The organism is Dactylosporangium sp. NPDC049525, assembly GCF_040676755.1.
Taxonomy (GTDB): domain Bacteria; phylum Actinomycetota; class Actinomycetes; order Mycobacteriales; family Micromonosporaceae; genus Dactylosporangium.
Genome location: NZ_JBFAPO010000007.1, coordinates 255416 through 277248 on the forward strand (window position 1 = coordinate 255416; position 21833 = coordinate 277248).

Below are 21833 nucleotides of genomic sequence, written 5' to 3' on the forward strand. Positions count from 1 at the left end.
AGCACGTAGCCTTTTCCTCAACATCTCCGGCGAGGAAGGGCTCGATGGCTGCACTGACCTTCCAGGTCCTCGGTCCGCTGCGGGTATGGCGGGACGGCGTCGAAGTCGACGCCGGGCCGCGGCAGCAGGCCCACCTGCTGGCCCTGTTGCTGCTGCAGGCGGGTCGACCGGTCAGCACTGCCGAGCTCATCGACCTCGTCTGGGACGACGGTGCGCCCACCTCGGCGTTGAACATCGTGCAGAAATACATCGGGACGCTGCGCCGGCTGCTCGAACCGGACCTGTCCGCCCGGGCGCCCGGCTCGTACGTCCACCGTCGCGGCGGCGGCTACCAGTTCGACGTCAGCCGGGTGGCGCTCGACCTGACCGAGTTTCGCCAGCTCCTCGGCCTCGCCCGCGCCGCGCTGGACGCCAACCGGCTCGAGGAGGGGCTCGACGCATACGAGCAGGCCTTGTCGCGGTGGCGAGGGCCCGCGGGCGACGGGCTGTCGCTCAGCGCCGCCGCGGGCTCCCTGTTCACCTCCGTCAACCGCGAGCTGCTCGACGCCTGCGTCGAGGCCGCCCGGGTCACCGTGCCGGGCGATCACGCGAAACGCATCGTGCAGCCGCTGCGCCTGGCCGCGTGGATCGCGCCCTTCGACGAGAGGGTTCAGGCGGCGCTCATGACCACGCTGGTGGCGTCGGGCCAGCGGGCGGAGGCCCTGTCCGTGTTCGACACGGTGCGCGCACGGCTGGCCGACGAACTGGGCGTCGATCCCGGTCCGGCGCTTCGCGAGGCGCACCGGCAAGCGCTGCGACCGGCCGGGGCCGCGTCCGCGCCACGCTTCGCCGACCCCCTCCCAGCGGCCGCGCCCAGATCCGCCGCGCGACCAGCACCCGGCGCGCGAGCGCCTTCCGGCCGCCGACCCGATCGTCTCGTCGGCCGGCAGGAGGAGCTTGCCGTCCTCCGTCATGCCGTCGACTCGGCCGCCTCCGGCCGAGGGCAGGTCGTGCTCGTCGAAGGTCCGCCCGGCGTGGGCAAGAGCCGGCTGCTCGCCGACGTCACCGGCGAGGCCGCGGCGAACGGTGCGCTGGCCTTCTGGGGCCGATGCCAGGACGGTGAAGGCACCCCGTCGATGTGGCCCTGGGTCCAGATCGTCGAGGCCCTGATCCCGGCGCTGCCGCAGGACGAGCGGGCGCGCTGGACGGCCGGGCTCGGCGACCTGCTGCAGCACCCCCCGCACGGCGTCGACGTCCCGGCGCGGCCGGACGCCCGAGCGCAGTTCCGGTTGCACAGCCAGGTCGTCGCACTGTGCGGCGCGGCCGCCGCGCGGCAGCCCTTGATCGTGGTCGTGGACGACCTGCACTGGGCAGACCAGTCCTCGCTGCAGCTGTTCGCGCACCTGGCCGAGTCGCTCCCGGCCGGGAGCGTGCTGATGGGCACCCTGCGTGGCCATGCACCGACGACCAGTCAACACGTGGGGCGCATGCTGGCGGCGGTCGCGCGACTCGAGCGGCACCGGCGCATCGTGCTCGGCCCCCTCGACCCGGCCGACGTCGCCGAGCTGGTCCGCCAGGAGACCGGACGGGCGCCCAGTCCCGGCGTCGCCCGAAGCATCCAGGCCCGCACCGAAGGCAACCCGTTGTTCGTGCGTGAGCTGGCGAGATTCCTGGCCGAGGAGGACCACCTGTCCGACCAGGCGGCAGCCCAGGCCGCCGTCCCGTCCACGGTGCGGGACATCGTCCGGGACCGGACGAATACGCTCGGCGACAGGGACCGCCGCCTCATCGAAATCGCGGCGCTGATGGGCCGTGACATCGACGTCCGCCTGTTGGCGAGCGCGTCGGACCTCGACGTGTCGCAGTGCCTCACGCACCTGGAGGCGCTGGAAGCCGTCGGCATGGTCGAAGTGACCGCCGGCTCCATGGGTGACTGGCGGTTCGTGCACGATCTCGTCCGCGAGTCGGTGGCCCGCTCGATGATCCGATCGGAGGCAGCCCAGTTCCACCTGCACATCGCGGCCGCGCTCGCGCAGACCCAGCAACCGGCCGAGCGCCACGGTGAGGCACTCGCCCACCACCTGTACGCGGCGGGCCCGCTCGCCGAGCCGAAGCAGACGGCGGAGGCACTCCTCGTCGCGGGACGCATCGCGGCACGGCGATCCGCCTATGAGACCGCGGAGAAGCACCTCGACACCGCGAGCCGGATCGCCCGCGGCGCCGGGCTCCTCGACCTTGAGCTGACCGCGCTCACCGAGCTGACCGCCGTCGCGGGCATCCACGCCGGCTTCGTCGGCGCCACCATGGACCATCTGGACCGCGCCGAGGAGGTCGCGCGGACACTCGGCCACGACCGGGACGCCACCGGCTTCCTCTTCACCCGGTTCCTGGCGCACGCCCAGGGCATCCAGCTCGAGGCCGCCGGGCGTCTCGCGCGCCGGCTGCTGGATCATGGCCGGCGCTCCTCGGACCCCGTGGTCAAGGCCTCCGGCCATCACGCTTGGGGAGTCCACCAGTGGAGCTCAGGCAACGTCGAGGAGGCGTACCGGAACCTGAGCCGGTCCGACGCGCTCATCCGGGCCCAGCGAGACGCCGATCCGCTGCGACACCGGCTGCAGATGATGACGCCGGTGATGCTGGCGCTGAACACCGCGCTGCACGGCGACCCGGTCACCGCGCGCCAGTTGTTCGACACGGTGGAGCTCGAGGCCGGCAACGACCCCTATGCCCTCAGCATCTGGGGCTCGTTCGCCGTCACCGCGGCCGCCGCGGCGGGAGACTTCGCCTGGGCGCTGCGGGCGGCTGAGACGGCGATCAACGCTGATCCGGACTTCTCCTTCACCTTCTCCGGCAGCTACCCGCGGCTCGCCCGGCACTGGGCGAGGGCACTGTCCGGCGATGATCCGGTCACGGCGGCCGTGGCGATGGAGCGCATCATCGAGACCACACTGGTCGACCCACCCCGGTCGAACCTGGCCACCTGGTACGCGCTGCTCGCCGAGACGCGGCTCTGCGGTGCCGATCCCGTCGCCGCCATGATCGCCTTGGACAAGGCCGAGACGTTCATCGACAGGTACGGTGAACGGTACGCCGAGGGCCTGGTGCTCCTCATCCGCGCGAAGGCGCTGCGAGCCGGTGGCGACGTCCGGTCCGCCGTGCGCGTCGCCCATCGCGCGCTCGCACTGTCGCAGGAGCGCGGGGCCCGGCTGTTCGCCACGCGCGCCAACGACCTGCTCGCCGAGCTCCCCGGCCCGGACGCGGACCACGGCTAGTTTCAGTCGACGTCAAGTGTCTGTTCAGTGGCGCTGGCTAGCGTCGGTCTCCTCGCACATCAAGCCAAGGAGCGCCCGCGATGCCTACCCGCGTCAATCGGCAGACCGTCGACCTGTCACCGTATCCGGACCTCGTGGTCGTCTATCTGGGCATGCGCGTCAACCGGCTCTACGGCCTGCGAACGCTGATGGGCTACGGCCCGCAGATCGGCCGGTCCGCGACCGACAAGCCGGAAGGCCTGCTGGCGCACGAGTCGCTGCTGTGGTCGCTGTTCCCCATGCACGTCGGCATCCGCCAGTACTGGCAGGACCTGCCTTCACTCCTGTCGTGGGCGCGCTCCGAGCCGCACCGGCGCTGGTGGCGCAACTTCCTGCGCGACAGCGGCGGCACCGGCTTCTGGCACGAGACCTACCTGATCCGCGGCGGCATGGAGGCGGTGTACGACGACATCCCGAAACAGCGCGGCTTCGCCGCCTTCGCCCCCGTGCACCCGGCGCGCGGGCACATGTTCGGCTCGGCCGCGCGGGTCGGGCGTCCTGAGGACACCATCGCGCCGGTCGTCACCGAGGAGGAGCTCTACCCGCAGGAGCGGCAGCCCTAGCTGACCGCTCCGTCGCGCAGGACGGCGTGCACGCCGACGGTCTGGTTGACGATCTGCGTGACCCGCAGGTCGACCGCGACGCTGCTGAGCGCGACCGCGTCGGCCCGCGCCACCCCGTGCAACCGCTCCAGCAGGGTGAACATCGACTCCAGCGCGGCATACGCGGCATCGTCGAGGGTGTCGCCGAGGCCCATCGTGATCCAGGCGTCGGCGGTGCGGGCGACCGGCCCCGGCACCGGGAAGTCGTCGCGCACCCCGAACGTCAGTGTCACCCGGTCCATCGGGCACTCGATCGCGGTGCCGCTGACCTCGCCGTCGCCCTGCGCCGCGTGCCCGTCGCCGACGGAGAACAGCGCGCCGTCGACGGGGATCGGCAGCAGCAGCGTGGTGCCGGCGACGAGTTCCTTGCAGTCGATGTTGCCGCCGTGCACCCGCGGCGGGATCGTCGAGTGCTCGCCGGGCTCGGCCGGCGGCATGCCCATCACGCCCATGAACGGGCGCAGCGGCACCGTGTGGCCGTGCTGGTTGCGGCCGGTCATCGCGGCCGGGTCGAGCTGCCAGGCGTGCACGACGCCCTCGTTCTCCAGGTGGTACCGGCGGTTCGGGCCGCTGGGCCAGCCGCCGGCGACGGTTGTTCCCCACGTGGCCGGGACGACCGCGTCGATGCGGACCTCGAGGGTCTGCCCGGCCTTCGTACCTTCCACCGCGACGGGTCCGACCAGCGCGTGACCGTACTCGGCGCGGTGCTGCGGGACGCGTGGCCGGTCCGGCGGGTGCTCACCGGCGTAGGGCCCGGCGGACCACCAGCAGTCGAGGGTCCGGAAGGTGACGCTGTCGCCGGGCTGCACGGTCAGCACCGGCGGGTAGTCCACCGAGTAGTAACCGTGCAGCGTCCGGTCGTCGGGTTCCAGCACATGCTCCACGCTGCGCAGTAAATCAGGTGCCGCAGCACCCGCCGCAGAGGGCGTGGTCGATGACCTTCGGGACGACCGGGACACCCCGGACACCACGGACACCCGCGGGCCTCGGAGCGGGTGATGTGCGCCGCCCCAGTCCGGGTCCCGGATGCCATGATGGTGGCCGGGGCAGCTCGGGGCGGACGTGAGGGGTGGTGAGGCCCGATGGCGGTGTTCGAGGCGAGGACGTCCGCTGCGGACGGCCGGGCCGTGGTGTCCCTGGTCGGGGAGTGCGACCTGACCACGCGCGATGAGCTGACGACGGTGCTGCTGGCGGCCGTCGACAGCGCGCCCGTCATCGTCGTGGACCTGTCCGGGCTGCGGTTCATCGACTCCAGCGGCGTGCACGGCCTGGTCACCGGGCATCACGCCGCCCGCCGGCAGGGCCGCCGGCTGCATGTGGTCAACGCGGGCGGGGCGGTCGCCCACGTCCTGGAGATGACCGGGATCGGCGAGCTGCTCGCGCCGCCGTCGGTCCACGGCACCGGGCCGGCTTCATGAGCGCCGACTCGCCCGACACGTTGTTCTACAGCGAGGCCGAGGATCTCGGCGCGGTCCGGGCGTTCGTGCGGCACCACGCGTTGGCGCTGGGCATGTCCGAGGCCCGGACCGAGATGCTGATGCTGGCGGTCAACGAGCTGGCCACGAACACGGTGCAGCACACCACCGGCGGCGGCCGGGTCCGGGTGTGGACCGACGCCGGGCAGATCGTCTGCGACGTCGTCGACCAGGGACCGCCGCGCTCGTTCCAGCGGCCGATGCCGGCGCCGGACGCGGTGCGTGGCCGCGGGCTGCCGATCGTCGAGCGGATCTGCGACCAGGTCGACACGGTCACCGGCCCGGACGGGACCACGGTCCGCCTGCGGCTGCACCTCTGACCGAGCCTCCTCCGACACGGCTCCACCCTCTGACCGACGCTCCTCCAACGCGACTGCACCGCTGACCGACCGCTCCCCGGCGCGGCCGCACCGCTCACTGACCGCTCCCTCACCGCGGGCGCACCACACACTGACCGCCCCCCACCACGGGCGCACCCACTGACCGCTCCCCGGCGCGGGCGCACCGCGCACCGGCCGCTCCCTCACCGCGGGCGCACCACACACTGACCGCCCCCCACCACGGGCGCACCCACTGACCGCTCCCCCGGCGCGGGCGCACCGCGCACCGGCCGCTCCCCGAGCGGGGCGGGCGCTGGTCAGAGCGGAGCGGGCGCTGGTCAGGGCAGGACGTGGACCGCCAGGGTGCAGGTGTCGTCGTCGGGGCTGGCGGAGTGCAGCAGGCCGCGCAGCCTGGTCAGCGGCTGCGGGCCGGCGTCGGCGGAGACGCCGGCGAGGGTCTGCTTCACCCGGTCCAGCATCACGGCGGTGCTGGCCGTGCGGCGCTCGACCAGCCCGTCGGTGTAGAACAGGATCAGGTCGTCGTCGCGCAGGCTCGAGTCGAGGACCGGATAGACGGCGTCGTCGGCGGCGCCGAGCAGCAGCCCCGCCGGCCGGTCGAGCTCGCTGGTCACGCCGGCGCGGGCCAGCAGCGGCGGCATGTGCCCGGCCCGCCCCCAGGACAGCGTCCTCGTGCCCGGGTCGTAGACGCCGATCGCGGCGGTGCCGGTGATGCCCAGCTGCAGGCACAACCGGTTCATGTGGCCGAGCAGCGTGCCCGGGTCGCGGATGCCGATCGACAGCCACGCCACCAGGGAGAAGCGCAGGTGCGCCATGCCGTTCGCGGCCTCGAGGCCGTGCCCGGCGACGTCACCGACGGCGAGCACCACCTGGCCGTCGGGCAGCGTCTGCGCGTGATACCAGTCGCCGCCGACCTGCACGGCGCTCTCCGCGGGCAGGTAGCTGACCACCGCCTGCAGCCCCGCGAGGGGGAACGGCTCCGGCGGCACCGGCTGGATCAGGTTCTGCAGCTGCGCGGCCAGGCGGTGCTCGGCGAGCGCCGTCATCTCGCGGCTGCGCAGCTGGTCGCTGAGCCGCTCCATCGCCGTGCGGGTGTCCTCGCGGGTCGTGACGTCCTGCACGACGGCGTAGATCTTCAACGGGCTGCCGTCGGCGTCGCGGGCCAGGTCGGACAGCACCCGCAGGTACTTCACCTTCTCCCCGGTCCGGAACCGCACGGTCACGTCGGACGCGGCGCCGCTGTCGAGGGTCTGCCAGGCGGTCTCGCTGACCCCGCGGTCGTCGGTGAGCAGCGCCGCGGCCTGCTCAGAGCGTGACATCGCCCCGAGCGCCGGGTCCCGCTCGAAGATCCGGAACATCCCGGGTGACCACTCGCTGCGCCCGGTGACCAGGTCATACTCGGCCCAGCCGAGGCTGCCGAGCAGCTCGGTGCGCTCCAGCCGGCGGCGGGCCTCGTCGATGCGCTGCCACCACACCAGCAGCCCACCGAGGACGGGCTGCACGCTCACCTCGAACAGCGAGTCCGCCACGATCCCGGCGCGCTGCTCCGCATACCGGAAGTCGGCCAGCCCGGCGGCCACCCCGTCGGCCTGGACCTGGAGATACAGCTGCCACAGCGGGCCGCCGACCATGCTCGGATACAGGTCGCTGACCCGCTCGCCGATCCGGTCGGCGCCGCGGCCGTAGAGGTCGTTGCCGCGCCCGCTCACCGCCGCAACCAGGAAGTCGGCGACCCGGCCGTCCTCATCGGTCAGTGGCTGCAGCCACGTGCACCCCGCCGGCACCGCCGCCAGCAGTGCGCGCACCACGCCGGCCACGGTGTCACCGTCGCCGGCCGCAGTGGCCGGCGCGGTCCCGCGCCGCGCACCGTCGTGTGCCATCACCGCAGTTTAGTGCCGAACCGACCGCGGGGCCGCACGGGCGCATCCGCCGCCGGCACCGTGTCGGCGCTTTCGACATTCACCCTGCTTTCCCGCTGTCCGCGCCCGAATACGGCGTTACGGTGCTTGTGTCCCCACCCGTACCGGACCGCTGAGGAATGCCATGACGCTGCCCGCTGCCGGGTATCGCGACCTCGTCGCCGACCATCTGCGCCGCACCGGCCGTCCGCGCGGGGTCGCCGAGACGATCCCCGGCGTCGGTGACCGGCTCGCCTACAACCCGTGCATCGTGCGGCAGGGCACCCGGACCCTGCTCGCGGTGCGGATCGAGTCGCCGGACAGCTACTGGCGCGACGCGTCGTCGTGGGATCCGGAGATCCGCTTCTACGAGCGCACCGGCGACGGCTGGCGGCCCGCGCCCGGCACCCCGGTCTTCACCGCGGCGGAGGACCCGTTCGCCGCCTGGGTCCTCGACCGCGACGGCTCGCCGGTGCTGGTGTTCGGGGTGGTGTCGCTGGACTTCGGGCACGACCCGCCGATGGTCGTCACCCGCTTCCACGCCGCGCCGGACGTGGAGCGGCTCGACCCGGGCAACCCGTTCCTCGAGGTGCCGCAGATGAAGGACATCCGGCTGCTGCAACGCCGCGACGGCCTCGCGGTCTGCGGCCGCCCGCAGGGTGGCACCGCCGGCCGCGGCCGGGTGAGCCTGATCATGGCCGAGGACTACACGGAGCTGTCCGCGGAGCTGATCGCGAAGGCCCACGTCTTCCACGACCAGGTCACCGAGGACACCAAGCTCGGCGTCAACGAGCTGCACGACCTCGGCGACCGCATCGGCGTCCTCGGGCACGTCGCGGTCGGCGAGGAGGGCGGCCCGCAGGAGTACGCCGGGGCGTGGTGGACCATCGACCCGGCCGCCTGCACCGCCACCACGCCGCGGATCATCGCGATGCGCACGGACTTCCCGCCGGCCCCGCCGAAGCGCACGGACCTGACCGATGTCGTCTTCCCCGGTGCGCTGGAGGCCCTCGACGGCGGCCTCGTCCGCGTGTACTGCGGCCTGAGCGACGCCTCCACCGGCTCGATCGTGCTGCCGTTCCCGTTCTGACCGGCACACCATTGCCCTGCGGTGTCCGGGCGGCACCGGCACAGCCGCGGCCGTCGGACCGGGCTCTCGCGGAAGGGGGCCGGCCGATGCGGTGGCGGCGCCGGGTGTACGCGCTGAGCACCCGCCTCTACGGTCCGGTGCAACGCTACGAGCCGCGGTGGATCGCCGGCACCCGGGTCGCGATCGGTGCGCTGCCGACCCCCGCGACCCTCGCCGCCCTCCCCGGCTGCGGCGTGACGCACATCGTCAACTGCCGCGCGACCCATCAGACGTGGCTGTCGCAGGACCTGGCGGCCGAGCGGGCGCTGCTCGGCGCGGCCAACGTCGTGCACGCCCCGATGTGGGACGTCCACCTGCCCCAGCCGCCGCGGCGGTGGTCCCGCGCGGCGCTGTTCGCCGCCGACGTCATCGGCCGCGACCCGGGCGCCGGCGTCCTGGTGCACTGCCAGCACGGGCGGCACCGCTCCGCCATGGTCGCCTACGCGGTCCTGCGGCTGCTCGGCCACGCACCTGCGGACGCCGCGGCGCTCATCCGCGAGTATCACCCGGACGCGCAGCCGCTGCCCCGGTACACCCGCAGCGTCGAGCGGTGGCTCGCCGCCGGCGCCCACCCGGCCGGCCCGCTGCGCAGCGGCTGAACCCTCGACGACACCGCGGACACCCTGATCCCAAGCGGGAAATGTCGGGTGCAACGATGCAGTGCGGGCCCTAGATTCGTGGGGTGATCGCGGACGACGTGCCTTCCAGCCTCTCGCATCTCGGCGCGCCGATCGGGCCGATGATCCGCGTCCACGGCGGGTTCGCCAACCGGCTGTACCGGCTCGACACCGACCAGGGGTCGTTCGCGGTGAAGGAGTTGAACCTCGTCGACCGCCGCGTGACCTACCACGTCGAGGACGTGTTCAGGTTCGAGCGGGCGGCCTTCGCCGCCGGCATCCCGATGCCGGAGCCGATCTCGGCCGGCCACCACACACTCGTCCACCGGTGGGTCGAGGGAGAGAAAATGCCCGAGGCACCGGTGCCGGCGGCGTACGCGTTCGAGATCGGTGAGATCCTCGCGCGCATCCACGCGCTCGACGTCGAGTGGACCCACGAGTCGATCGAGGACCCGGCGACACGGGACTGGCCCGAGCTCGCCGAGCGGGCGGTGGCGACCGGACAGCCGTGGGCCGGCGAACTCGCCGCGCACGTCGAGACGTTCCTCGCGATCGCCCACTTCGTCGACACCTGCGAACGGCCGGGCCCCGTCGTGCTGACCCACAGGGACATCCAGCCGTGGAACCTGCTCGCTCGGGACGGCCGGCCGGTGGTGCTCGACTGGGAGCTCTCGGGGATGCTCGACCTGGCCGGCGAGCTCGGCTCGACCGCGCTGAGCCTCGCGAAGGGACCCGGCTTCGACAGCATCGAGCCCGCCATCTTCCGCTCGGTCCTCGACGGCTACGTCGCCGGGGGCGGAGCGCTGCCGCCGGCGGGTCCGAGCTGGTTCGTGTTCATGATCGGCGGCTGGCTGGGGTTCACCAGGTGGAACATCCTGCGCTGCCTTGCCGGCGCCGAGGCGAGCACCGGCCCCGACCTCGCGCTGTCGCACGAGTCCGTGCGCAACGGCGTGCACGGCCTCCCCGACATGTTCGGCCGGCTTCCGCAGCTCGAGGCGCTGCTCGTGTGACAGTGACCCGCTTCCGTGCCGGGCGCCCGGCGCACCGCACGCAGCGCGCGAGGTCGTCGACCTGGCCGACCGGCTGCACCCACCTGGCGGCGCCCATCACGAACAACGACGGTCCCCCACCGCGGCGGCTACTCGCTGTCGGTGGGGGTGGAGAAGGCGTCGAGCAGCGCGGCGAGGCGGGTGGCGGCGGCGAACAGGGTGTCGCTGCGGGTGCGGTCGCCGTCGAGGTGGGTGAGCATCTCCAGGCCGAGGTAGAACGCCATCGCGGCCATGGCGGCCTCGCGGCCCGGGATCAGGGTGGCCAGCGGGCTGTCGCCGAGGAGGCGGCCGATCAGCGCCTCGGTGAAGTCCTCCCAGCGGCGGATCTCGGCGCGCACGCCGTCGGCGAGGCGGGTGGAGCCGACCGCGCCCGCGACGAGTTCCTGCACGGCGGCGATGTGACCGGTGGCGACGTCCTCGTCATACAGCTCGCGCAGCGCGGGCAGGAGCTCGCCGGCGCCGCGCACGCCGTGGGTGCGGGTGGTGTAGCGCTCCATGCGGCTGTCGCTGGTGTAGCGCATGGCCGCGAGCAGCAGGTCCTCGAGGTCCTCGAAGTGGTAGTAGATGACGCCCGGGGCGAACCCGCCGGTGGCCGCGATGGCCCTGGCGGTGCTGGTCGAGAAGCCCTGCGTGGCCAGGGTGTCGACGGCGGCGCGCAGGATTCGCTCGCGGGTCTCTGTTCGGCGGGACATCACCGGCAACCGTAGGCGATGTCAGATCACCCGGTGCGGGCGGACTCCGGACGCGGCGAGGAACGGGTCGAGGCGCCGCCCCAGCTCGGCCAGCTGATGGCTGGGCACCTGTGGATACAGGTGGTGCTCCAGGTGATAGGTCAGCTCCAGGAACACCGCGGGGATCACCCGCCCGCGCAGCGTCCGGGTCTGGGTGAGCGGGGTGTCGCCGAAGTCGTGGTGCGGCAGGTAGACGGTCAGCAGCGGATAGACCCAGCTGCCGGCCACGGCCATCGCGGCATACCACAGCAGCAGCGGGGTGACCGGCAGCAGCGCGACCCCTGCCCCGATGACGAGCACCGGCATCGCGGCCTCGAGCAGCAGCCAGCCGCGCTGGCCGGGCCGGGCGCGCCGATATGCCCACCACCACAGCCGCACCAGGAACACCGGGCCGTAGCAGGCGGCGCCGACCAGGCCCAGGTGCGCCGGGTAGCCCTCCGGGTCGTCGTCCGGCGCGGACGGGAACGCCCGGTGGTGCTGCAGGTGGGTGGCCCGGTAGGCGTGGCCGCTCTCCAGCAGGACGAGGCCGCACAGGAACAGCGCCCACTCGCCGGCCCGCGGGCCGAGGCCGATCGAGCGGTGCACGACGTCGTGGGTGACGGTGACGACCGCGACGAAGATGCCGAACATGATGAGCGGCGTGAGCCACCACAGCCCGAGCGCGGCGGCGAGCACGTAGGCGACGACCCCCAGGGCCGGCCGGGCGAGGGCGAGCCGCCGCTGTCCCCGCGGGGTCGCCAGGAGGTCGGTGCCGAGGTCGTCCAGCGCCGGTTTCATGATCGCAGCACCCCTTCGGCGACGATGCGGCTGCCGAGCACGCACGCGACGGTGCCGAGCCCGGGCCAGGTGGAGTCGCCGACCAGCCACAGGCCCGGGACGGCGGAGCGGTGCGGCACGGCGTGCTGGTTGGCGCTGGCGGGTCGCTGCCGGACACCGCCGACCGCGCCGCGGGGGCGGGAGGTATACCGCGCGTAGGTCCGCGGGGTGCCGACCTCCCGGACCACCGGCTGCGAACCGAGGCGCGGGTAGACCCGGCGGGCCTCGGCGACGAGCCGGTCGCCGAGCGCGTCGCGGCGCCGGGCGTGCGCGCGGTCGTCGAGGTCCTCCCAGCCGTCGAGGTCCGTGTGGGTGGACAGCATCACGGCGCGGTGGCCCGGTGGCGCGCTGTCGAGGTCGCCGGGCGCCGACACGGACATGAACATGTTGTTGCCGTCGCCGAGCCGCTCGGCGTAGGAGCGCAGCAGCTGGTGGTGGGTGAAGCGCTGCCCGGTGACCTCGTCCTCGGGCACGCCGAGGCAGACCATCGCCGCGCCGCCGAGGTCCGGTGCGTCGCGGTGCAGGAAACCCGAGAGCGCGGGCCGGGCGGCCGGGCACAGCACGGCAGTCGTGGCGGCGGGCACCGCGCTGACGACCTGGGAAGCATGCACGGCGCCCCGCAGGCCGTCGACCGTGAACCGCCCGGAGATCCCGGTGACGCGCCAGCCGCAGCGCAGGTCACCGCCCAGCGACCGGTAGTGCGTCACGAGGGCCCGCCAGAAGCCGCGCATGCCGCCGGTCGCGCGGGTGAGTCCGGCGCCGCGGATGGTGATCCCGAGCGCCGCGTTGACCAGCGGCGCGTCGTCGACGCTGCTGTGGACCGTGTCCTCGACGAGCATCGACAGCAGCCCGACGAGGGCGGCGTCGTCGCGCAGGCCGTGCCGCCGCAGCGCCCCGCCGAGCGTCCCGGTGACGTGCCGGGCCAGGTGCAGGTCGGTGAGGCGCATCGCGCGGACGTTGTGCACCACGTCGGCCGGGCGCCGCACCGGCATCCGCGCGCCGGCCCGGCTGGCCCGCCAGAACGCGTCGGCGAGCCGGTCGAGCAGCGCCCAGAACCGCCGGTGCCGGTCGGTGTCGCCGAGCATCCGCAGCCGCTCCCGGTGCCATGCTTCGGTCTCGCGATGGAGCACGACGGTCCGGTCCGGCAGCCACGCCACATAACCGGGCAGCGCCTCACCCGCGAGCGGTGGCATGCCGACGGCGTCGAAGAGCTCGGCGCCGACGCCGCCGGGCTCGAAGTCGACGAGGGTGGTGGCGCCGACGTCGAAGGAGAAGCCGCGGCGCCGGTAGTAGCCCGCGCAGCCGCCGGCGTGGCCGTGCGCCTCCAGGACGACCGTGGCGCATCCGGCCGCCTGCAGCCGCAGCGCGGTGGCCAGCCCGGCGAGCCCGCCACCGACCACCGCGACGTCGAACCGATCGTTCTGAACGGCCGTTCTGAACGGCCGTTCTGAACATACGTTCAACGTAGGACCGCACCGCACCGCTGTCAACGCCCGTCGATGGAAACCCGGGCGGCGCGAAGCGCGACGGGTCGCTGCCGTGGCAGCGGGCCGGTACTACCGCTGAGCCCGGTTGCGCACCTCGATGACGGCGCCGGTGTCGAGGTCGACCCGGAAGCTGTGCCCGGGCGGCAGCGGCCGGTCGAGGGCGCGCACCCGCAGGTGCATGCCGTTGGGGGCGAGCGAGCGGGCGGCGGACAGCGCGTATTCGTCCGGGTCCACGTCGGGCGAGTCCGCGTCCTTGCCGGCCCGCGACGTCGCGACCGTGAAGAAGATGAACCCGGTGATCGCGTCGAACACGATCCGGTAGGACTCCAGTTCGAGCTTCCCGTAGCCGGGGAAGACCGAGCCGGTGCGGAAGACCAGCCCGGTGATGCCGGCCCAGCCCTGCTCCACGTACACGCGGAAACTGACGGCACGGCAGTCGTCGGATTCGGCGCGGGCCGCGACCGTGTAGTCCCAGTTGCCGGTCGCGCCGTCGCGGAGCCCGACGTAGGCGTGCGCGCCGCCCCGCAGGTCCGACGGCGCCGACGGCACCCGCGGGAACGGGTAGGACGGCGGTTCGTGGTTGGACAGGTTCGCCACGGCGAGGACCTGACAGCGCGGGATCCGCACGATGTGCTCGCCGATCACGTACGACTGGCACGCCGGCGTCACCGAGTAGTCGAGGATGTTGTCGGCACTGGCGTCGGCGCTGGCGATGAGGTCCACGACGCAAAATCTAGGCAGTGACAGGCGCCGATCACATGGGCGCTGCCGGAAACCGGACACCGCAGGCGCCATGACAGGATGGGACGGCAGCATCCGATCATTGAGGGAGCATCGTGGCCGAACGTGTCGTCAGTCCCACCGGGCGAGGGTTCCTGCTGCTCGACGCGCACCCGACCGGTTGTTTCCGCAGCGTCGCCGACATGGTCGCGCAGATCCCCGCGAAAGCGGACGCGGAGGCACCGGCGAAGGTCGCGCTCGTCATCGGTTCCAGCGCCGGCTACGGTCTGGCCGCCACCCTGGTGGGTCTGCGACGGCACGGCATCCACGGCGTCGGGGTCGCGTTCGAGCGGCCGCCGGGTCGGCGCACCGGGACCGCCGGCTGGTATCGCACGATCGCCACCGACGCGGTCGCCGCCGAGGCGGGCAGCGACTTCACGTTCGTCAACGCCGACGCGTTCGCCGACACGACCAAGGACGAGGTGCTGGACCTGATCGCGAAGCGGTTCGGTCAGCTCGATTTCCTGGTGTACAGCGTCGCCGCGCCCCGCCGGACCGACCCGCGGACGGGCACCACCTACGCGTCGGTCATCAAGCCGCTCGGCACGGCCAACACGACACGGACCCTCGAGTTCGACAGCGACGGCACCCCGCTGCTGCGGGAGGTGACCGCCCAGCCCGCCGACGAGGCCGAGGCGGCCGACACCGTGCAGGTGATGGGGGGCGAGGACTGGTCCCGCTGGGTCACCGCCCTGGAGGACCGCAAGCTGCTGCGCACCGGGTTCCGCACCGTCGCGCTGTCCTACATCGGTTCGAGCCTGACCTCGGCGATCTACCGCGACGGCACGATCGGCGCCGCGAAGGTGCACCTGGAGCGGACCGCCCGGGAGCTCGACGAGCGGCTCGCCGCGGTCGACGGCCGGGCGCTGACGTCGGTCAACGGGGCCGCCGTCACGCAGGCGTCGACCGCGATCCCGGGCATCGCCCTGTACGTGAGCCTGCTGCACGCCGTGCTCGGCGACGGGCTGCAGTCGCCGGTCGAGCAGTCGGTGCGGCTGTGGGACCAGCTCACCGGCGCGGCCCCGTTCGACCTCGACGAGCAGGGCCGGCTGCGGCTGGACCGGTGGGAGCTGGACGCGGACGTGCAGGCCGCCGTCGCCGAGCGCTGGCGGGCGATCACCCCGGAGACGATCGCCGAGGTCGCCGACGTCGACTGGTTCCGCGCGCAGTTCCGCGGCCTGTACGGCTTCGACGTCCCCGGCGTCGACTACACCGCGCCGGTCGACCCGGACCTGGAGTGGCCCGCGCCCCGGTAGAGCACATACCCGCAGCTCAGCCCGAGGGCGAGCTCCACCACCCCGCCGAGCACCAGGCCGCCGGCGGGGGCGCCGTCCAGCGCGACGGACAGCCCCCGGGACAGCGCATACGCCAGGTAGAACACCGCACCGGACACCGCCGCCGCGAACGCCAGCCGGGCGACGAACGCGCCCACGAGCAGCAGCACGCCGACCGCGAGGACGGCACCGCCGGCCGACCTGGTCTCGCTGAGCAGGCTCGGGTCGGCGCCGATGCTGATGCCGTACTGGCGGCGGAACGCCACCGGAGCGAGGAGGCCGGCCGCGCCGACGGCGACCGCGACGAGTCCCGCCACGGTCAGCAGGATCCGCCGGATCACCGCCAGGCTCCCGCGGCCGCCGCGGCCCGGCAGTAGTCGGCGAAGTCGCGCGGCTCCCGGCCGAGCGCGTCGCGGATCCCGGTGCCCAGCGAGGCGTTGCGCCCGTCGAACACCTCGCCGCACAGGTCCGCGAACAGGTCCCCCTGCGGGTGCCCGGCCAGCGCCGCCCGCAATTCCTCGACGGTGACCGGCACGTAGGTCACCGGCCGCCCGGACGCGGCCGCGAGTTCCACGGCCGCCTCGGCGAAGGTGAGCAGCCGCGGGCCGGTGACGTCGTACAGGCGGCCGGCGTGCCGCTCGTCGAGCAGCGCCGCGACGGCCACGTCGGCGATGTCCTCGACGTCGACGAACGGCTCGGCGACGGACCCGGCGGCCAGGACGACGGCGCCGTCCAGGACGCCCTGGCGCAGCTCATCCTCGCCGAAGTTCTGCGCGAACCACGCCGAGCGCACCAGGGTGTACCCGAGCCCGGACTCCCGCACGATGTCCTCGCAGCTCTCGGCGTGGTGCTCGCCCCGGCCGGACAGCAGGACGAGGCGCTGGACGCCGGCCGCCGCGGCCGCCTTCGTGAACGCCTCGATGGCGGCGGGCGCCTCGGGCGCGGCGAGGTCGGAGTAGTAGGTGACGTAGGCGGCCTCGACGCCGTCCAGGACGGCCGGCCACGTCTCCGGCCGCTCCCAGTCGAACGGCGGGTCGGTGCGGCGGGAGGCACCGCGGACCGGGTGGCCGAGGTCGGTGAGGCGGCGCACGATCCGCCGGCCGGTCTTGCCGGTCGAGCCGATGACCGGCACCCTGTATTGCCGGTCGGAGCTGACCGCGCCGTGGGCCATCGACGTTCCGGCCCTCGACGGGCTGATGGCGCTGCTCGTCGTGACGGCCGGCGAGGCCGTCCTGGAGGTCGACGGCGAGCCGCCGCGGACGCTGCGCCCGCGCGGGCTGACACTGATCCCGCACGGCACCCCGCACCGCGTCCACAGTGGACCCGGCCACCCCGGGGCCACGCCGCTGTTCGACATCCCGGTCGAGCGGGTCAGCGAGCGCTACGAGCTGCTGCGCCACGGCGGCGGCGGGGCGCTGACCCGGGTCACCTACTGCGTGCTGCGCTGCGACCACGTCCCGGCCCGGCGGCTCGTCGCGCAGCTGCCGCAGGTCCTGCAGGTCGACGGGTGGGACGACGACGGCGGCTGGCTGCACAGCAGGTCGCACACCGCTTCGGCTACGCCTCGGAGGCCGCGTTCTCCCGGGCGTTCAGCCGCACGTTCGGCGTCCCGCCCGGCGCGGTGCGCGCCGCCACGGTCACGGATACCGCCAGCCGATAAGGTTCCACTGCCACCCGAACCAGAGCAGCGGCAGCACCCCGGCCAGCAGCACGACCTGATGGACCTTCGCCACGGCCCGGGCCCCCGACGTGCACCACGCGGTCACCGTGCCGGCCACGGCGACGGCCCACGCGGCGATGACGAGCAGCGGCAGCACCAGCAGCAGCGTGAATCCCGCCGGTACGCCGTACAGGAACGCGCCCGGGTTGAACAGGACCTCGACGGCGAGCCCGACCAGGAACACCAGTCCGGTGAGGCAGGCGCCGGCGGCCAGAGCGCGCGACCACCGCCACCGGCTGCTCGCGCCGGTCCGGCGGCGCCACAGGTTCGCCACGGCCGTGAGCGCGACGACGGCGAAGCCCAGCAGGACCAGGAGGTTGAACGGCAGTGTCTCGGCGCGGTCGAGCAGCTCGTAGGCGGGACCGTCGGTGGCCGCGTACCGCCGGCCGCCGCTGCCGGTCAGGAACACCAGGTGGTCCCGGCCGTCCTCGGCGGTGAACGTGCCGTCCGGCTGCGGCCGCCACGTCTTGCCCTTGAAGTGCACGGCACCGGCAGCGTCGACGCTCAGCCGGAGCGAGCCGAGCAGCGTCGTCAGTTTTTCCACTGTGGACTCGGCGTGCCGGGCCGGCTGGTAGAACCCCGCCGCCGGGGCGGATCGGGTGACCTGCACCGGCCACGTCACGGCGCCCGCCGTCTCCCGCGCCGGCGCGGCCGGCGTGAAGCGGTCGAAGAACGCGTCGATGACCTCGCCGACCGCCTCGATGCCGCCGGTGGCGTTGGTGGACAGGAACAGGCCGAGGTCGCAGCCGGGCACCAGGATCAGCACGCTCTCGAAGCCTTCCCAGCTGCCGTCGTGCATGAGGACGCGGTGCCCGTTGCGGAAGCGTTCCATGAACCCGCCCGCGTACCCGCCGAGCACCGCGTCCGCGGCGAACGACCGGGCCGGCGGCGCGGCCAGTTGCGACCGGGCGAACACGGCCATGTCGGCGGCGGTGGCGCTGATCGAGCCGTCCGGCGGCATCCGGTCGAAGATGAACGGGATCGCCGCCGGTGGCGACGCGTCGGAGTCGTAGCTGCGGGCCAGGTCCCCGGCCAGCGACGCCGGCAGCGGCTCCGCGGCGGTCGTGTGCGTCATGCCGAGCGGGTCGAGGATGTGGGTCTGCACGTACCGGTCGTACGGCTCCCCGCTGACCTGGGCGACGACGTACCCGGCGAGGGCGGCGCCGTAGTTGGAGTAGGCGGAGATCTCGCCCGGTGGCCGGATCCGCGCCGGCATGTGCCCGGCGAGGTAGGTCTGCAGGGGTTCGACGTCGCCGGCGGAACGGGCACCGACCCCGACGAACCGGTCCTCGAACCCGGCGGTGTGGTTCATGAGCGCCCGCAGCGTCACCGGCTGTGGGTAGGTGGCCGGGCCGCTGAAGCCGCGCAGGTAGGTGTTGACGTCGGCGTCCAGGTCGAGCCGCCCGGCGGCGGCCTCGCGCCGCACCGCCGCCCACGTGAACAGCTTCGTGATCGACGCGATCCGCACCAGCGACCGTTCAGGGTCGAACGGCACGGCGCGGGCGACGTCGGCGGCGCCGTACCCCTTCGCGAAGACCGTCGCATCGCGGTTGGTGACGGCGACGACGGCACCGGGCACGTGGAAACGGTCCAGGCGCGGCGGCAGCGCCTCGTCGAAGAACGCGGCGGCCCGCGCCGGATCGGTGCAGCCCGGCGGCGGCGCGGACCAGGCGGCGGCCGTGGGCGACACCTGCAGCAGCGGAACGGCGACACAGATCGCCAGCAGTGCGCGGCGCATCGAGACCTCCAATGTGGACGGGATGGGCGCTGCTGAGCCTGCCGCCGCGTCCCACCCCGGCACATCGCCGCCGGGTCGGCGCCCGGCTACGACTTACGTCGGTGCCGCCGTCGACCCTCGGCGCATGGGCGGGCAGCCGCGGGCTGTCTACGCTGCGTGGATATGAACCTCCTGCAGCGGCGCGGCGTCGCCGACGGTGTCCTGGTGCTGGCCTGCCTGGCGCTGACGGCGCTGGCGGTGAAGGCGTCGTGGTCGGCGCTGCCGGCGCCGGTCGTCGCGCTCGCCGGGGTCGCCGGCAGCGCGGCGCAGTGGTGGCGGCGCACCCTGCCGTGGCCGGCCGCGGTCGCGGGCGCGGCGGCCTACGCGCTGTCGGGCAACCCGGCGCCGCTGCTCGTCGGCGTCTACTCCGGCGCGGTCTACGGCTCCCGCGCCGGCGCGGCCGTCGCCGGGGTCGCCGGCTGGGCCGGGATCGCCGGCTGGTCGTGGCTCGACGAGGGTCGCCTGCCAGCGGACGACCTGGTCTTCTCCGCCGTCGGCGCGGTCCTGCTGACCGGCCTCGGCCTCTACGTGCGGGCGCTGCGGGACCTGCGGGCGTCGTGGCAGGAGCGGGCCGAACGCGCCGACACCGAACGGCTCCTGCGCGACGAGCAGGCCCGGGCCGCCGAACGGACCCGCATCGCCCGGGAGATGCACGACGTCCTGGCGCACAAGGTGTCGCTGATCGCGCTGCACGCCGGCGCGCTGGAGGTCACCACCGACACCGCCCGCTTCCAGCAGGGCGCCGGGCTGATCCGGGTCACCGCCCGGGAGGCGCTGCAGGAGCTGCGGGCGGTCCTCGGCGTGCTGGAGGCGACGCCGGCGCCCGCACCCGGTGACGGGTTCGCCGACCTGCCGGCGCTGGTGCTCGCCGCGACGCGGGCCGGGCAGCAGGTCGAGCTGCGGGAGGAGGCCGGGACGTTGCCGCCGGGGACCGCCCGGGTCGTGCACCGGGTGGCGCAGGAGGGGCTCACCAACGCCCGCAAGCACGCGCCGGGCGCGCCGGTCACCGTGACCGTCGACCGGGCCGGCGACGGTGCCGTCCGCGTTACCGTCGCCAACCCCGCGGGCGCCGGCGCCGGCCTGGACCTGCCCGGCTCGGGCGCCGGGCTGGTGGGCCTCGCCGAACGGGTCCGGCTCGCCGGTGGCACGCTGCACAGCGGACCCGTCGACGGCGGGTGGCGGCTGGCGGCGGCCGTACCGTGGACGGAGGCGACCCAGCGATGATCTCGGTGCTGCTGGTCGACGACGAGGCCCTGGTGCGCGCCGGCCTGCGGATGATCCTGGAGACCGCCGCCGATCTCACCGTCGTCGGTGACGCCGGCGACGGCCACGCCGCCGTGGACGCGGTGACCCGCCTGCGCCCCGACGTGGTCCTCATGGACCTGCGGATGCCGCACCTCGGCGGGATCGCCGCCACCGCGGCGATCCGGGCCCTCGCCGAGGCGCCGGCGGTCGTCGTGCTGACCACGTTCAACACCGACGACGACGTGTTCCAGGCGCTCGCGGCGGGCGCCACCGGGTTCCTGCTCAAGGACACCCCGCCGGCGGAGCTGCTGCACGCGGTGCGGATGGCGGCGGCCGGCGACTCGATGCTGTCTCCCGCCGTGACCAGGCAGGTCATCACCCGCCTCACCGCCGAGGACCTCGGCGGGCGCCGCCGGGACGCGCTCGCCCGCCTCGACCCGCTCACCGAACGTGAGCGGCAGGTCCTCGTCGAGATCGGCCGTGGCCATCCGAACGCCGAGATCGCGGCCCGCCTGTACATGAGCGAGGCCACCGTCAAGAGCCACGTCACGCACCTGTTCGAGAAGCTCGGCACCACCAACCGGGTCCAGCTCGCGATCGCGGCGTTCCGCGCCGGTCTCGTCGAATGACCGTGGGACCGATTGGCATCGCGGGCGATTCTCCCGCAGGATACGGCGTGCAGGTCGACGTCGATGCTTGGGAGGCAGCCGGACGTGCATGGACGGGTGCTGGGTGGACGTTACCGGCTCGAGGAGCAGCTCGGCAGCGGTGGGATGGCGGTGGTGTGGTCGGCGACGGACGAAGTGCTGGGCCGCCTGGTCGCGGTCAAGATGCTGGCCGGGCAGCACGCCGCGAAGCCCGAGTCCCTGCGACGGATCCGCGCCGAGGCCAGGACCGCGGCGACCCTTTCGCACCCGAACGTCGCCCAGGTCCACGACTACGGTGAGGCCGACGAGGACGGCGAGGTCGTCCCGTATGTGGTGATGGAGCTGGTCCCCGGGCAGAACCTCGAGCGGCGCATCGCCGAGGGGCCGGTCGAGCCGCGGGTCGCGTTCCGCATCTGCGCGGAGGTCGCCGCCGCCCTGACCGCGGCGCACGCGGCCGGGCTCGTCCACCGTGACATCAAACCCGCCAACGTGATCGTGACCGCGACGGGTGCCAAGGTCGTGGACTTCGGCATCGCCGCATCCATCACCCCCAGCGGCGACGGTGACCTGCCGCAGGAGGTGCTGGGGACCCCGTCCTACCTGGCGCCGGAGCGGCTCACCGACGACGCCGTCGAGCCGGCCTCGGACGTGTACGCGCTGGGCATGCTGCTGTACAAGCTGCTCACCCGGCAACTGCCGTGGCAGGTCGACAACACGGTGCAGCTGCTGGTCGCGCACGTGTACACGGAGCCGGCGCCGCTGCCGGCGCTGCCCGGGGTGCCCGACGAGGTCGTCGACCTGTGCCATCGCTGCCTGCGCAAGGACCCGGCGCTGCGCCCTGGCGCGCCCGAGGTCGCGGCGGTCCTCGCCGCGGCGGCCGGGCTGCGCGTCGTCGCGGACGAGCGGGCGCACGCCGCGGCCGCCCCCGCGGTGGACGGCGAGCCGTCGGCGGTGCTCA

Annotated in this window: 21 protein-coding genes and 1 pseudogene; 13 read left to right on the top strand and 9 right to left on the bottom strand. The window is 73.8% G+C overall.

Annotated features, from left to right (window positions below; genetic code table 11):
- The first annotated feature begins 44 nt into the window (after positions 1–44).
- Positions 45–3251 (top strand): AAA family ATPase, encoded by a 3207-nt coding sequence (locus AB0K00_RS14445; protein WP_363520319.1) that lies wholly within the window; start codon positions 45–47, stop codon positions 3249–3251.
- Between the two features lie 80 nt (positions 3252–3331).
- Positions 3332–3853 (top strand): DUF4188 domain-containing protein, encoded by a 522-nt coding sequence (locus AB0K00_RS14450; protein WP_363520322.1) that lies wholly within the window; start codon positions 3332–3334, stop codon positions 3851–3853.
- Here AB0K00_RS14450 and AB0K00_RS14455 read toward each other — a convergent pair.
- Positions 3850–4776, bottom strand: coding sequence for an acetamidase/formamidase family protein (locus AB0K00_RS14455; RefSeq protein ID WP_363520324.1), 927 nt, complete (start codon positions 4774–4776; stop codon positions 3850–3852). The genes AB0K00_RS14450 and AB0K00_RS14455 overlap by 4 nt on opposite strands.
- A gap of 198 nt (positions 4777–4974) precedes the next feature.
- Between AB0K00_RS14455 and AB0K00_RS14460 the strand changes: the two genes are divergently transcribed.
- Complete coding sequence (locus AB0K00_RS14460; protein WP_363520326.1) at positions 4975–5310, top strand: STAS domain-containing protein; 336 nt, start codon at positions 4975–4977, stop codon at positions 5308–5310.
- On the top strand, positions 5307–5687 hold the full coding sequence (locus AB0K00_RS14465; protein ID WP_363520328.1) for an ATP-binding protein: 381 nt from the start codon (positions 5307–5309) through the stop codon (positions 5685–5687). The genes AB0K00_RS14460 and AB0K00_RS14465 overlap by 4 nt, the downstream gene beginning before the upstream one ends.
- A 338-nt stretch (positions 5688–6025) precedes the next feature.
- On the opposite strand, the gene AB0K00_RS14470 is transcribed toward AB0K00_RS14465, so the two are convergent.
- Positions 6026–7585, bottom strand: coding sequence for a SpoIIE family protein phosphatase (locus AB0K00_RS14470; RefSeq protein WP_363520331.1), 1560 nt, complete (start codon positions 7583–7585; stop codon positions 6026–6028).
- Positions 7586–7748: 163 nt separating this feature from the next.
- Between AB0K00_RS14470 and AB0K00_RS14475 the strand changes: the two genes are divergently transcribed.
- From AB0K00_RS14475 to AB0K00_RS14485, 3 genes are all read left to right on the top strand, one after another.
- Complete coding sequence (locus AB0K00_RS14475; protein WP_363520333.1) at positions 7749–8693, top strand: DUF1861 family protein; 945 nt, start codon at positions 7749–7751, stop codon at positions 8691–8693.
- An 86-nt stretch (positions 8694–8779) separates the two neighbouring features.
- Positions 8780–9331, top strand: coding sequence for a hypothetical protein (locus AB0K00_RS14480; protein ID WP_363520335.1), 552 nt, complete (start codon positions 8780–8782; stop codon positions 9329–9331).
- 83 nt (positions 9332–9414) lie between these two features.
- Complete coding sequence (locus tag AB0K00_RS14485; RefSeq protein ID WP_363520338.1) at positions 9415–10359, top strand: phosphotransferase; 945 nt, start codon at positions 9415–9417, stop codon at positions 10357–10359.
- 128 nt (positions 10360–10487) lie between these two features.
- Here the strand turns inward: AB0K00_RS14485 and AB0K00_RS14490 are convergent, their stop codons facing one another.
- From AB0K00_RS14490 to AB0K00_RS14505, 4 genes are all read right to left on the bottom strand, one after another.
- Positions 10488–11090 (bottom strand): TetR/AcrR family transcriptional regulator, encoded by a 603-nt coding sequence (locus tag AB0K00_RS14490; RefSeq protein ID WP_363520340.1) that lies wholly within the window; start codon positions 11088–11090, stop codon positions 10488–10490.
- 21 nt (positions 11091–11111) lie between these two features.
- Positions 11112–11906 carry a fatty acid desaturase gene (locus tag AB0K00_RS14495; RefSeq protein ID WP_363520343.1) on the bottom strand — a complete coding sequence of 265 codons (795 nt, stop codon included), beginning with the start codon at positions 11904–11906 and terminating at the stop codon, positions 11112–11114.
- Complete coding sequence (locus AB0K00_RS14500) at positions 11903–13345, bottom strand: NAD(P)/FAD-dependent oxidoreductase (RefSeq protein ID WP_363520346.1); 1443 nt, start codon at positions 13343–13345, stop codon at positions 11903–11905. The genes AB0K00_RS14495 and AB0K00_RS14500 overlap by 4 nt, the downstream gene beginning before the upstream one ends.
- Positions 13346–13501: 156 nt before the next feature.
- Positions 13502–14155, bottom strand: coding sequence for a hypothetical protein (locus tag AB0K00_RS14505; RefSeq protein ID WP_363520349.1), 654 nt, complete (start codon positions 14153–14155; stop codon positions 13502–13504).
- Positions 14156–14268: 113 nt separating this feature from the next.
- Between AB0K00_RS14505 and AB0K00_RS14510 the strand changes: the two genes are divergently transcribed.
- Entirely contained in the window at positions 14269–15468 is a 1200-nt protein-coding gene (locus AB0K00_RS14510) for a trans-2-enoyl-CoA reductase family protein (protein WP_363520351.1), read from the top strand.
- Here the strand turns inward: AB0K00_RS14510 and AB0K00_RS14515 are convergent.
- Together AB0K00_RS14515 and AB0K00_RS14520 are read right to left on the bottom strand one after the other, a co-directional pair.
- Positions 15420–15827 carry a DUF4345 family protein gene (locus AB0K00_RS14515; protein ID WP_363520353.1) on the bottom strand — a complete coding sequence of 136 codons (408 nt, stop codon included), beginning with the start codon at positions 15825–15827 and terminating at the stop codon, positions 15420–15422. The two genes, AB0K00_RS14510 and AB0K00_RS14515, sit on opposite strands and share 49 nt — an antisense overlap.
- A complete protein-coding gene (locus AB0K00_RS14520) occupies positions 15824–16657 on the bottom strand; it encodes an NAD(P)H-binding protein (RefSeq protein ID WP_363520355.1) in 834 nt (277 codons plus the stop codon). Before AB0K00_RS14520 ends, AB0K00_RS14515 begins: the two co-directional genes overlap by 4 nt.
- On the opposite strand from AB0K00_RS14520, the pseudogene AB0K00_RS14525 reads away from it, so the two are divergent.
- Both AB0K00_RS14525 and AB0K00_RS14530 read left to right on the top strand, forming a co-directional pair.
- Positions 16608–16967 (top strand): annotated as a pseudogene (locus AB0K00_RS14525) (cupin domain-containing protein); the annotation flags it as partial. The gene AB0K00_RS14520 and the pseudogene AB0K00_RS14525 sit on opposite strands and share 50 nt — an antisense overlap.
- Positions 16968–16993: 26 nt before the next feature.
- Complete coding sequence (locus AB0K00_RS14530; protein ID WP_363520357.1) at positions 16994–17146, top strand: helix-turn-helix domain-containing protein; 153 nt, start codon at positions 16994–16996, stop codon at positions 17144–17146.
- On the opposite strand, the gene AB0K00_RS14535 is transcribed toward AB0K00_RS14530, so the two are convergent.
- Positions 17124–18944, bottom strand: coding sequence for a serine hydrolase domain-containing protein (locus AB0K00_RS14535; protein WP_363520360.1), 1821 nt, complete (start codon positions 18942–18944; stop codon positions 17124–17126). The genes AB0K00_RS14530 and AB0K00_RS14535 overlap by 23 nt on opposite strands.
- A gap of 162 nt (positions 18945–19106) precedes the next feature.
- Here AB0K00_RS14535 and AB0K00_RS14540 point away from each other — a divergent pair, with 162 nt between their 5' ends.
- From AB0K00_RS14540 to AB0K00_RS14550, 3 genes are all read left to right on the top strand, one after another.
- A complete protein-coding gene (locus AB0K00_RS14540; protein ID WP_363520363.1) occupies positions 19107–20207 on the top strand; it encodes a histidine kinase in 1101 nt (366 codons plus the stop codon).
- Positions 20204–20857 carry a response regulator transcription factor gene (locus tag AB0K00_RS14545; protein ID WP_363520365.1) on the top strand — a complete coding sequence of 218 codons (654 nt, stop codon included), beginning with the start codon at positions 20204–20206 and terminating at the stop codon, positions 20855–20857. The genes AB0K00_RS14540 and AB0K00_RS14545 overlap by 4 nt, the downstream gene beginning before the upstream one ends.
- A gap of 84 nt (positions 20858–20941) precedes the next feature.
- On the top strand, positions 20942–21833 hold an 892-nt coding region (locus tag AB0K00_RS14550; RefSeq protein WP_363520368.1), incomplete at its 3' end, for a serine/threonine-protein kinase.